This window comes from Streptomyces sp. NPDC102406 (assembly GCF_044765725.1).
Taxonomy (GTDB): domain Bacteria; phylum Actinomycetota; class Actinomycetes; order Streptomycetales; family Streptomycetaceae; genus Streptomyces.
Map to the genome: position 1 here is coordinate 1,028,565 of NZ_JBIWKP010000002.1, position 12,456 is coordinate 1,041,020.

Below are 12,456 nucleotides of genomic sequence, written 5' to 3' on the forward strand. Positions count from 1 at the left end.
CGTAGCTCATTGTTACCTCTATTCACAATGCACAAAGTCCTGCTAATGTTCCCGGCATGAGCATCCCGGACGCCGACGGCTTCCTCGCCGAGCAGTTGCTTCGGCTGAGCCGCCGCCTGCACCGCATACAGAAACGCCAGTTGGAACCCGTCGGGATCACCCCGGCCCAGTCCCGGCTGCTGCGCACGCTGGTGCATTACGAGACGCCGCCGCGGATGGCCGATCTCGCCCAGCGCCTGGAGGTCGTGCCGCGCGCCGTGACCAGCGTCGTGGACGGTCTGGAAGCCGGTGACCTGGTGCGGCGCGTACCCGACCCCACCAACCGCCGGGTCATCCGGATCGAGTTGACCGACAAGGGCCGGGCCGCCCTGTGGGAGCTGCGCAGCGCGCGCCGCGCCGCGGCGGAGGAGATCCTGTCCCCGTTGGACGCACACCAGCGCGCCCAACTGACCGTCCTGCTCAACGCACTGTTCGAGGCTCCGCGGGACATGAGGGACGAGTGCCCGCGCGAGCACGAGAACTGACCGAGCCGCCGGCCCGAACGAGGAGAGGCGAGAGGCCATGCCGCTGTTGGAGCCGAAGCCGGAAGCCCTGCGCCCCGGGGCCCGACCGTCGGGCCCCGCGCACGACCGGGTCCCGGACGGGCGGGCGGGCGGCACACCGGAACCGCTGCGCTCGGAGCTGACCCGGCTGCTCGGCCCGGAGAAGGTCCTCACCAAGATCTCCGACCTGGTGCGGTACGCCTCGGACGCGAGCCCTTACCGCTTCGTGCCCCAGGTCGTGGTGGTCGCCGAGGACATCGACGACGTGTCGGCCGTGCTGTCCTACGCCCACGGGAAGGGGCGCGAGGTCGTCTTCCGCGCGGCGGGCACGTCGCTGAACGGGCAGGCGCAGGGTGAGGACATCCTGGTGGACGTCCGGAAGTTCTGGTCGGGCGTCGAGATCATCGGCGACGGCTCGCGCGCCCGCATCGGCCCCGGCACCACCGTCGTACGGGCCAATGCGACGCTGGCCCGGCACGGGCGCGTGCTCGGCCCCGACCCGGCGAGCGCCATCGCCTGCACCATCGGCGGGGTCGTGGCGAACAACGCCTCGGGAATGACGGCCGGCACCACCAGGAACTCGTACCGGACACTCGCCTCGCTCACCTTCGTCCTGCCGTCGGGGACGGTCGTGGACACCGCGGACCCGGCGGCCGACGAGGAGCTCGCGCACGCCGAACCGGCCCTGTGCGAGGGTCTGACGGCGATCAAGCGGGAGATCGAGGCGGACCCGGAGCTGACCCGCCGGATCCGCGCCAAGTACGAGATCAAGAACACGAACGGGTACCGGCTCGACGCCTTCCTCGACGGCGAGACACCCGTCGAGATCCTGCGCGGCCTGATGGTCGGCTCGGAGGGCACCTTCGGATTCATCTCCGAGGTCGTCTTCGACACCTTGCCGTTGGACCGGCGGGTGTCGACGGCGCTGCTCTTCTTCCCCTCTCTGCCCGCCGCTGCCGCCGCGGTACCCGTCTTCAGCGAGGCGGGGGCGCTCGCCGTGGAGCTGATGGACGGCAACACGCTCCGGGCGTCGGTCAGCGTGCGGGGCGTACCGCAGGACTGGGCCGAGCTGCCGAAGGAGACCACGGCGCTCCTCGTGGAGTTCCGGGCACCCGACGAGCAGCGGCAGGCGGCCTACGAGAAGGCGGCCACGAAGGCGCTCGAAGGGCTCGACCTGGTCGCGCCCGTCACCTCGGTGACCAATGCCTTCACGCGGGACGCGAAGACCATCGGCGGCTACTGGAAGGCCCGGAAGGCGTTCGTGACGGCGGTCGGTGGTGCGCGCCCGTCCGGGACGACCCTCATCACCGAGGACTTCGCGGTACCGCCGTCGCGGCTCGCGGAAGCGTGCGAGGCGCTCCTCGAACTCCAGACGCGGCACGGCTTCGACGCCGCCGTGGCCGGGCATGCCGCACACGGCAACCTGCACTTCCTGCTGGCCTTCGACGCGGCCCTGCCGTCGGACGTGAACCGGTACGCGGCCTTCATGGACGAGTTCTGCCGCCTGACGGTGGAGCGTTTCGACGGCTCCCTGAAGGCGGAGCACGCCACCGGGCGCAACATCGCGCCCTTCCTGGAGCTCGAATGGGGGCCCCGGGCCACGGAGTTGATGTGGCGCACGAAGCAGGTCATCGATCCGGACGGCGTCCTCGCACCCCGGGTCGTCCTCGACCGCGATCCGAAGGCGCATCTGCGTGGCCTCAAGACGATCCCCAAGGTGGAGCTGATCGCCGACCCCTGTATCGAGTGCGGCTTCTGCGAGGACACCTGCCCCAGCGAGGACCTGACCACCACCCCGCGCCAACGCATCGTCCTGCGCCGCGAGATGATGCGCCAGGCACCGGGGTCGCCGGTGGAGGACGCGCTGATCGACGCGTACGGGTACGACGCGGTGGACACCTGCGCCGGGGACTCCACCTGCAAGCTGGCCTGCCCGGTGGGCATCGACACCGGGGCCTTCATGAAGGGGTTCCGGCACAGCCGCCACTCGCCGCGCGAGGAGAAGGTGGCCGCGCTGACCGCGAAGCGCTTCGGGGCCGTCGAGGCGTCCGCACGGCTCGCCGTGGCAGCCGCCGACAAGATCGGCGACCGGCTCCTCACCTCGATGACGAGGACCGCCCGCAAGGCGGTCCGCCCGGATCTGGTGCCCGAGTGGCTGCCGGAGATCCCCGGCCCCGCGGCACGCAAACTGCCCCGCACCGCGCGCGTGGGCGCCACGGCCGTGTACTACCCGGCGTGCGTGAACCGTATCTTCGGCACCCCTGGCGACGTGTCGCTCCCCGAGGCCGTCGTCGCGGTCTCCGCGCGCGCGGGCAGGCCGGTCTGGATCCCCGAAGACGTCACGGGCACCTGCTGCGCCACGATCTGGCACTCCAAGGGCTACGACGAGGGCAACACCGTCATGGCGAACCGGATCGTCGAGGCGGCGTGGGGCTGGACGGCGGGTGGCCGCCTGCCACTCGTCGTCGACGCGTCGTCCTGCACCCTCGGCATCGCCCACGAGGTGGTGCCGTATCTCAGTGACGACAACCGGGCGCTGCACGCGGAGCTGACGGTCGTCGACTCCCTGGTGTGGGCCGCCGAGGAGCTGCTGCCGCGCCTCACGATCGAGCGCACGATCGGCTCGGCCGTGCTGCACCCCACCTGCTCCATGGAACACCTCGGTGACGTGGCCCAGTTGCGGGCCGTCGCAGAGGCCTGCGCCGACGAGGTGGTGATCCCGGACGACGCGGGCTGCTGCGCCTTCGCGGGCGACCGGGGCATGCTCCACAAGGAGCTGACCGAGACCGCGACCCGCAAGGAGGCCGCGGAGGTCACCTCCCGGGCCTACGACGCGCATCTGTCGGCGAACCGGATGTGCGAGGTGGGCATGGACCATGCGACGGGCCGCTCCTACCACTCCGTCCTGGTGGAGTTGGAGCGCGCGACGCGTCCCGCGTAGGCCCGGAGCCCGCCCGGACGGGGGCGCCGCCGACCATGCGGGCCCCCGTCGGCCCCTGTCCACACGGTCGGTGGTCCAAAGGGACGGCAGTCCAAGAGGTCGGCACAGGAAGTCCAACTCCCCGGCCCCTCCTGTCCCTTGCGTCCCCCGGTTCGATCCCTCCAAGGTGGCAAGCGTTTGCCCGGCACCGCACCCGCCAGCCTTGGAGGTCCGATGCACGACGACACCCCGCCCCCGCACGAGAGGGGCCAGGCCCACGAGACCGGGCCCGAGGGCCACTCACGACGCGACGTCCTGCGCACCGCCGGGGCCGCGGGGGCCGGACTCGGTCTCACCGCGTTCGGCCCGGGTTCGGCCGGCGCCGCCGAACCGGCCTCTACGCCCGCCGCCGCCACGGCCGAGGCTCCGGCACGGCAGGGCCGGACCATGATCGGGGTGCCGTTCGAGCGGCGCTCCACCGTGCGCGTGGGCATCATCGGCCTCGGCAACCGTGGCGGCAGCATGATCGATCTGTTCCTGGCGATGCCGGGCGTCCGGGTCGTCGCGTTGTGCGACCCGGTGAAGGACAAGACGGCGAAGGCGGCGGCCAAGGTGACCGCCGCGGGCCAGCCCTCCCCGGCGACGTACACCAAGGGCGATCACGACTTCGAGAAGCTCTGCCAGCGCGGCGACATCGACTTCGTGTACGCGGCGACGCCGTGGGACTGGCACTTCGAGATGGCGAGGACGGCGATGCTGAACGGCAAGCACGTCGGCGTCGAGTGCCCCGTCGCGCTGCGGCTCGACCAGTTGTGGGAGCTGGTCGACCTCTCCGAACGCACACGCAGACACTGCATGCAGCTCGAGAACTGCTGTTACGGCCGCAACGAGATGCGGGTCCTGCGCATGGCGCACGCGGGCAAGTTCGGCCGGCTCCTGCACGGCGCGGGCGCCTACAACCACGATCTGCGGGGCCTGATGTTCGACCCCGACTACTACGAAGGGCCGTGGCGCCGCCTGTGGCACACGCGGCTGCGCGGCGACCTGTACCCGAACCACGGTTTCGGGCCGGTGGCGAACTACATGGACATCAACCGGGGCGACCGCGTCACCCACATCTCCAGCTTCGGCACACCCTCCCTGGGCCTCGCCGAGTACCGGGCGGCCCACATGCCTCCGGGCGACCCGAGTTGGAAGGAGTCCTACATCGAGTCGGACCGCACGATCAGCCTGGTCCAGACGGCGAAAGGACGGGTGATCCGCCTGGAGCACGACGTCAGCACACCGCACCCGTACTCGCGGATCAACCAACTCGGCGGTACCAAGGGTGTGTTCGAGGACTACCCGGAGCGCATCTACATCGAGCCCGATCACACGGACGACACCTGGGGCGACTTCTCGAAGTACGCCGACTGGGACCACTGGCTGTGGAAGGAGCACGCCGACCCGCCCGGCGGCCACGGCGGGATGGACTACATCATGCTGTACCGGCTGATGCAGACGATGCGGCTCGGGCTCGTCCCCGACTTCGACGTGTACGACGCCGCGACCTGGACGTCACCGGTCCCGTTGAGCCATCTCTCCATCAAGGCGAAGGGCGCGCCGCAGCCGATCCCCGACTTCACCCGCGGCGAGTGGCGCGCACCGCGCGGTGGCGTCGACTCGGAGAGACCCGCCGAGGAGTGAGCCGGGCGACGCGGGGCCTCGACCGTCTCCCGCGCCGCCGCTACGCTCCCGGCGCACGGGGAGGGCGGGGGCATGGGCGAAAGGGCCGCGCGAACGGAGAAGGAGCAGGCGACGCTCGCACCACCGGCCTGGCGGCCGCTGCTGTGCGTCGTCGCGGTGTACGCGACCGTATTGACCCTGCTGTCGGCGCGCTACGGCTATCACCGTGACGAGTTGTACTTCGTCGCCGCCGGCCGCCGCCTCGACTGGGGCTACGTCGACCAGCCGCCGCTCACCCCCGTGCTGGCCCGCGCCTCCGCCGCCGCCTTCGGTGACGGTCTCGTCGGACTGCGGGTGTCCGCGACGCTCGCCGTCTCGGCGGCGGTGACGGTGGTGGCGCTGGTGGCACGGGAGTTGGGGGGCGGGCGCGGCGCCCAATGTCTGGCGGCGGTGCTCGCCGCACTCGGTGCGCAGGTCCTCGCGGTCGGCCATCTGGTGTCCACGGCCTCGTTCGACCTGCTGGTGTGGGCGACCGTGAGCTGGTTCGTCCTGCGGGTGCTGCGGACCGGGGACGGCCGCTGGTGGATGGCGGCGGGTGCGGTCACCGGGGTCGGCGTGCAGAACAAGTACCTGGTGGTTCTGCTCGTCGGTGTACTCCTCGTGGCGATCGGTTGCGTCGGACCGCGTGCGGTGCTGCGCAGTCGATGGCTTCTCGCCGGTTGCGCGGTGGCGCTCGCGGTGGCCGCGCCGACTCTTGTCTGGCAGGCGGCGCACCACTGGCCGCAGGTGACCGTGGCCCGCGGCATCAGCGAGGACGACGGGGCCGAGAACCGCGTCCTGTTCGTGCCGCAGCAACTCGTCTATCTCTCCCCGCTGTTCGTTCCGGTGTGGGTCGCCGGCTGGCTGCGGCTGTGGCGTGCCGAGGAGGTGCGGTGGGCGCGCGCGTTCGCGGTCGCCTATCCGCTGCTGTGTGTCGTGGTGCCGGCCCTGGGCGGGAAGGGCTACTACACGGTGCCGCTGCTGACGGTGCTGCTCGCAGCGGGGTGCGGGCCGACGCTCCGCTGGGCGCGGGCCGGGGCGACTCGGCGGGCTCTGCTCGCGGCTGCCCTGACCGTCTCCGCCGCACTCAACGCCCTGATCACCCTCCCCGTCCTGCCACCCTCCGCGGTCCCCGCGGTGCTGGCCCTCAACAAGGAGCAGGGCGAGCAGCTCGGCTGGCCCGAACTCGCCGACGCCGCCCGGCAAGGATGGCTGCGCATCCCGGCTGCGGACCGGGCGCGGGCCGTGTTGTTCACCGGCAACTACGGCGAAGCGGGTGCCCTGGAGCGGTACGGCCCCGCTCGGGGGCTGCCCGCCCCGTACTCCGGCCATATGAGCTACGCCGACTGGGGGCCGCCGCCCGATTCGGCGGACGGGCCGGTCCTCCTCGTCCGGATGGCCGACGCGTCCGGCATCGAGCGACACTTCGTCGGCTGCCGCACGGTCGCCCGCGTCGACAACCGCCATGGCGTGGACAACGAGGAACAGAGCGCGGCGATCGTCCTGTGCGCCGGCCCGGCCAGGGCGTGGTCGGCCCTGTGGCCGTCACTGCGCCACGCCTATTGACCGTGGGGGCGCGCGGTCGCCGCCCCCACGGTCACGCCTTGAGGTCGGCCTTGTCCCCCATCACGACGACGGGGTGCTGCCGCGGGTCGAGCGTCCTCAGCAGGTACTCCATGTTCGCCTTCGACTGGCTCACACAGGCCGAGGTCCCACTGCCGTGGTCCATGTGCAGCCAGATGCTGCCGCCCTTGGACTGGCCCTGGGGGCGCGTCGGGTCGTTGGGCGCGGTGCCTTTGACGCGGTTGTAGTCGATGGCGATGACGTAGTCGAAATCGTGCCAATGCGACTTCGCCCAATAGTGCGGGGCCTGGATCGACGCGGTCTGCGTGTAGGGCAGCTTCGCGCCCGGGTCGGCGAGGACACCACCGGCGTCGCTCAACGTGAACACGCCCACGGGACTGCGCTTGTCGCCTTCCCGATGGTTCGTCGTCCAGCCCTTCTTGCCGTTGTGCCCGGTCCAGGCACGCTCCTTCTTCCAGGTGTCACCGGACTTGGTGTAGAGCGCGATCGTCGAGTCCGCGGAGTTCACACCGTCGCCGTAGACGGCGACGACCTGCCGCGCGTCGGCCGGGATCTGCTTCTGGTAGCGGTCGCCGACGCCCGGTATGCGCTTGAGGTCGACAGCGCGCGCCTTGTCACCTCGCGCGTCCTGCGCGGCGCTCTTGCCGCCCGACGCGGAGCGCTCACCGCTCCCGCTGTCGCCGCCGCACGCCGACAGCGCCGTCAGAAGAACTCCACACGCCGCCATCGCGACACCCGCTCGAACCGCTCCCGCACTACGCATGCGCTCCATGGTCGCACCACACGCCGCGAACCCCCGACGCAGCCCGGGTGTTCGCCGTCGATACGGCGCGAATCCCTGCCCGGCGCCGGAAAACCGTTTGCCTCCGATCACTGTGGGGCGCGAACCTTTCACGGTTTGTTCCGCCGGACCGAATCCTCTGATCCCGCACGCCCTCGAGCTCTGGGACATCATGCAGATCTCCGACCTTCCGTATCCCGATCCGGGCGTGCCCGACGCACGCTCGGGCCCCCGGTTCCTGTTCTGGCTCGGCCGCAATCAGCTCGGCGGCCAACTGAGATCCCTCGCCTGGGGTCTGCTCCACTTCTCGTCGGTCGCGGGCCTGCCGTACGGCGTCGGCTACGCCGTACAAGCCGTCGTCGACGGCTCCGGCGCCCGCCTCGCCGTGGCGGGCGGGCTGATCGTGCTGCTCGGTGTCGCCGTCGCGGTCGGCGACACGATGCTGCACCGCACGGCGGTCACCAACTGGATCACCGCCGCCGCCCGTGTGCAGCAGTTGCTGGCCCGCAGGACGGCCGCGCTCGGCGCCGCCCTGACCCGGCGCGTGGCCGCGGGCGAGGTCGTCGCGGTGTCCACCGGCGACGTGGAGAAGATCGGCTGGTTCGTCGAGGCCCTCTCCCGCTTCGCCGCCGCCGCTCTCACCGTCGTCCTCGTCTGCGTCGGCCTTGTCCTCTACCAGCCGGCGCTCGGCACTGTCGTCGCGATCGGCATGCCGGTGCTCGCCCTCGCGGTCCTGCCGTTGCTGCCTCGCGCCACCCGGCGCGCGGACCATCAGCGCGAGAAGGCGGGCCGGGCCACCGAACTCGCCTCGGACACCGTCGCCGGGCTGCGCGTGCTGCGCGGCATCGGCGGCGAGGAACTCTTCCTCGACCGCTACCGCCAGGCCTCGCAGGAGGTCCGCAGGGCCGCCGTGCGCAGCGCCCGCATGTGGGCGCTGATCTCCTCGGTCCAGGTCCTCCTTCCGGGTCTGCTGCTGATCGTGATCGTCTGGTACGGCGTCCATCTCGCGCGCGAGGGCCGGATCAGCGTCGGGGAGCTGGTCACCGTGTACAGCGCGGTGATGACCTTGAACTACCCGCTGCGCCACTTCGAGGAGATCGCCATGGCGTACTCCTTCTCCCGCCCCTCGGCGCAGCGCGCGGCGCGGGTCCTGGCTCTGGAGCGGGTCATCGAGCCGTCGGGCGGTCTGCGGGACGAGGCGCCTCCCGCCGGGGACCTGTACGACCCCGTGACCGGTCTGCTCGCGCCGGCCGGCCGGTTCACCGCCGTCGTGTGCGGCGACCCGGATCTGGCCGGACGTCTCGCCGACCGGCTCGGCGGCCACCCGACCTCCGACACCGGCACCGACACCGGCGCCGACACCCGTGACGGTGACCGTGTCCGTGACCACGGCAGCGACAGCAAGCCCGTGAAGACCCCGTCCGTCCTCCTGGGCGGCGTGCCGCTCGACGAACTGCCGCTGGACGTGGCGCGTACGGCGGTGCTCGTCCAGGACAAGGACCCGGTACTGCTCTCGGGCACTTTGGCCGAACTCCTCGACGTGCCGTCCAGCGGTCGCGTCCACTTCCGCGAGGCGCTGGCCGCGGCCCAGTGCTCCGACGTCCTGGACGCCCTCACCCAGGCGTCCCTGGACGACGACCCGATGAACGCCCGCATCACCGAACGCGGCCGGTCCCTCTCCGGTGGCCAGCGCCAGCGCCTGGCCCTTGCGCGCTCCCTCGTCACCGACCCCGAGGTGCTGGTCCTGGACGAGCCGACGTCCGCTGTCGACTCGCACACCGAGGCCCGGATCGCCCAGGGCGTACGCGCTCTGCGGCGGGGCCGCACGACGGTGGTCCTCAGCTCGTCGCCGCTGCTGCTCGACCGCGCCGACCGCGTCGTGTTCGTGCACGAGGGGGAGGTGGCGGCGGTCGGCGAGCACCGGGAGCTGGTGCACACCGAGCCGCGGTACCGCGCCGTGGTCACACGCGAGACCGACGAGGAGACGGCTGCCGGACGCGTCGGGGAGGAGCCGCGTGCGCCGACCGGGGCCGGGTCCGGACGGAGGTCGCCCGTCGGGACCGGCATCGAGTCCGACACCGACCCTGACATCGGCTCCGGCATCGAGTCCGGCATCACTATCGAGATCGAGGAGACGGCATGATCGGCGTAGCGCCCCCGGCCTACGACCCGGCGGCCCCCACCACGGCGAACACGCTGCCGGTCGGCGCCCCGGCCACGGTCCGCGCCTACGTGCGCGAGCTGTACCGGCGCCACCGGCGCGCCTTCCTGCTGCTGATCGGCGTGAACACGGTCGCCGTGGTCTCCTCCATGGCGGGCCCCTATCTCCTGGGCGGCGTGATTCAGAGCGTCGCCGACAACACCGGCGGCACCGGCGACGCCCTGCGGGACCTCCATCTGGAGCGCACCATCGGCCTGTTCGTGCTCGCCCTGGTGATCCAGGCCGTCTTCGTCCGGCAGGTGCGCCTGCGTGGGGCGATGCTCGGTGAGCGCATGCTGGCGGACCTGCGCGAGGACTTCCTCGTGCGCTCCGTGGGGTTGCCACCGGGGGTCCTGGAGCGGGCCGGTACCGGTGACCTGTTGTCCCGGATCACCACCGACATCGACCGGCTCGCGAACGCGATGCGGGAGGCCGTGCCCCAGCTCTCCATCGGCGTCGTGTGGGCGGGCTTGCTCATCGGTGGCCTCGCGGTGACCGCCCCGCCCCTGGCACCGGCCATCCTCGTCGCGGTACCGGTACTGGTGCTCGGCTGCCGGTGGTACTTCAAGCGGGCGCCGTCGGCGTACCGCTCGGAGGCCGCCGGGTACGCGGCGGTCGCGGCGGCGCTCGCGGAGACCGTGGACGCCGGACGCACCGTCGAGGCCCACCGGCTCGGCGACCGGCGCGTGGAGCTGTCGGAGCGTCGTGTCGAGGAGTGGACGGCCTGGGAGCGGTACACGCTCTATCTGCGGTCCGTCTTCTTCCCGGTGATCAACGCCGTGCACGTCCTGGTCCTGCTGTCCGTCCTGCTGATCGGCGGCGTCTTCGTCCTCCAGGGCTGGATCGGAGTGGGCCAACTGACGACGGGCGCGCTGATCGCGCAGATGCTCGTGGACCCGCTCGGCCTGATCCTGCGCTGGTACGACGAGCTCCAGGTCGCCCAGGTGTCCCTGGGCCGTCTTGTCGGTGTGCGGGACATCGAGCCCGACGCGGGCGACGCCTCCGTGCGGCCCGACGGCCGTGACGTCCAGGCCGACCAGGTGCACTTCGGCTACCGCGAGGGCGTCGACGTGCTGCGTGAAGTGACCCTGGACGTCGCCCCCGGGACCCGGCTCGCCCTGGTCGGACCGTCCGGCGCAGGCAAGTCGACGCTCGGCCGGCTGCTCGCCGGGATCTACGCGCCCCGGCTCGGACAGGTCACGCTCGGTGGCGCGGAGCTCTCCCGGATGCGGGCCGAACGGGTGCGGGCGCACGTCGCCCTCGTCAACCAGGAACACCACGTCTTCGTGGGGTCGCTGCGGGACAACCTCCGCCTCGCCAGGACCGGTGCCGAGGACACCGAGCTGTGGGCGGCCCTCGGCGCGGTCGACGCCGACGGATGGGCGCGCGGTCTGTCCAACGGCCTTGACACGGAGGTCGGCTCGGGCGGAGCGGCGCTCACCCCGGCGCAGGCACAGCAGATCGCCCTGGCCCGCCTGGTCCTCGCCGACCCGCACACGCTGGTCCTGGACGAGGCGACATCGCTCCTGGACCCGCGCGCGGCCCGGAATCTGGAGCGTTCGCTGGGCCGTGTCCTCGACGGCCGCACGGTCGTGGCCATCGCGCACCGGCTGCACACGGCGCACGACGCGGATGTCATCGCCGTCGTCGAGGACGGGCGGATCCGGGAACTGGGCAGCCACGACGAACTGGTCACCGCCGACGGGGCGTACGCGGCCCTGTGGCGTTCCTGGCACGGGTAGTGGTTTGCGCGGTGGGGAAGCGGCCGGGCTCGGACAGAGGCTCAGATGAAGTTGAGCGCGGCCGCGCACCCCACGCCGCCGAGCAGCATGAACACCGGCATGAGGACCTTCAGTTCGATCCAGCTTCCGGCCCGGAACCGCATCGCCTTGGGCGGCCCGATCGGGTACCAGCGTTTGCGGCCGATCGGGATGGGCCACAGGATCGGGCAGCCCGAGACGGTGAGCGCGTCCCCGAGGTCGTGGACCAGCGCGCCCAGCACGATCGGCAGGCCCAGCCAGAGGTACTCCTGGCCCGGTTCGGTGAACAGCCAGTCCGATCCGTAGCCCGGCTTGTCGAGTATTCCCGCGAGTATCCACGCGCTGGTCGCGGCGAGCAGCCACACCAGGACGTCGCTGCTGGAGCCGCGTGCGGCCCGCCACAGCAGACCTTCGATGGCGAGCACCATGTGCACGAACAGGATCCCGAGGACGGTCCAGCGTCCACCGGTGATCGCCGCGACGGACGTGCCCGCGCCGATCAGGACCGCCCACAGCCACGTATGAGTGAGCGTGCGGTGCCCGCCGGATCGGCGTGGGTCGCCCTGCTTGCGGGTCGCCTTGTAGACGGCGTACGACAATTTGTCGACAATGCCGCAGACCGCCCGGGAGATCGGGCCGAAGGCGCGCGAGATGGTCGCCGCTTTGTGGTCGAGGTCGGGGGCGAGCGCCGCGCCCGCGCAGATCAGCGCTCCGACGAGGACGACCGGCCACGGCATCGGATGTCCGGCGGCAGCCGCCGCCGCGCCCACCCCCAGCCAGGCCGCCGCTCCCGACAGTGAGTGTGCCGGTCCCATCATGGTGGTGTCCCGCCCCGTTCCTCTTGTGCCGACGCCCCATTGCCCCCGTCGGGCCGTGCGCGTCCCGACGCTCCGCCGGCGACTCAGCGTAGCGTTCGTGATCTTCGTACGGGCATCCGATTCCCTGATCGGGACGGAAGACAGGCA

At 71.7% G+C, this 12,456-nt stretch carries 8 protein-coding genes; 6 read left to right on the forward strand and 2 right to left on the reverse strand.

The window, feature by feature from the left end:
- Positions 1-56 precede the first annotated feature (56 nt).
- From ACIRF8_RS13495 to ACIRF8_RS13510, 4 genes are all read left to right on the forward strand, one after another.
- Positions 57-524, forward strand: a complete 468-nt coding sequence (locus tag ACIRF8_RS13495; protein WP_404214174.1) for a MarR family winged helix-turn-helix transcriptional regulator — start codon at positions 57-59, stop codon at positions 522-524.
- A gap of 37 nt (positions 525-561) precedes the next feature.
- Entirely contained in the window at positions 562-3,483 is a 2,922-nt protein-coding gene (locus tag ACIRF8_RS13500; RefSeq protein WP_404214176.1) for an FAD-binding and (Fe-S)-binding domain-containing protein, read from the forward strand.
- Between the two features lie 213 nt (positions 3,484-3,696).
- Positions 3,697-5,148 (forward strand): Gfo/Idh/MocA family protein, encoded by a 1,452-nt coding sequence (locus ACIRF8_RS13505; RefSeq protein ID WP_404214178.1) that lies wholly within the window; start codon positions 3,697-3,699, stop codon positions 5,146-5,148.
- Positions 5,149-5,220: 72 nt separating this feature from the next.
- On the forward strand, positions 5,221-6,732 hold the full coding sequence (locus ACIRF8_RS13510) for an ArnT family glycosyltransferase (RefSeq protein ID WP_404214180.1): 1,512 nt from the start codon (positions 5,221-5,223) through the stop codon (positions 6,730-6,732).
- Between the two features lie 31 nt (positions 6,733-6,763).
- Here the strand turns inward: ACIRF8_RS13510 and ACIRF8_RS13515 are convergent, their stop codons facing one another.
- The gene (locus ACIRF8_RS13515; RefSeq protein WP_404214182.1) at positions 6,764-7,522 is read right to left on the reverse strand and encodes a L,D-transpeptidase family protein; all 759 of its coding nucleotides are present in this window, start codon (positions 7,520-7,522) and stop codon (positions 6,764-6,766) included.
- Positions 7,523-7,703: 181 nt separating this feature from the next.
- Here ACIRF8_RS13515 and ACIRF8_RS13520 point away from each other — a divergent pair, with 181 nt between their 5' ends.
- Positions 7,704-9,674 carry an ABC transporter transmembrane domain-containing protein gene (locus ACIRF8_RS13520; RefSeq protein WP_404214184.1) on the forward strand — a complete coding sequence of 657 codons (1,971 nt, stop codon included), beginning with the start codon at positions 7,704-7,706 and terminating at the stop codon, positions 9,672-9,674.
- The gene (locus tag ACIRF8_RS13525) at positions 9,671-11,473 is read left to right on the forward strand and encodes an ABC transporter ATP-binding protein (protein WP_404214186.1); all 1,803 of its coding nucleotides are present in this window, start codon (positions 9,671-9,673) and stop codon (positions 11,471-11,473) included. The genes ACIRF8_RS13520 and ACIRF8_RS13525 overlap by 4 nt, the downstream gene beginning before the upstream one ends.
- Before the next feature lie 41 nt (positions 11,474-11,514).
- Here ACIRF8_RS13525 and ACIRF8_RS13530 read toward each other — a convergent pair whose 3' ends face one another.
- Positions 11,515-12,309, reverse strand: a complete 795-nt coding sequence (locus ACIRF8_RS13530; RefSeq protein WP_404214188.1) for a metal-dependent hydrolase — start codon at positions 12,307-12,309, stop codon at positions 11,515-11,517.
- Between the last annotated feature and the right edge of the window lie 147 nt (positions 12,310-12,456).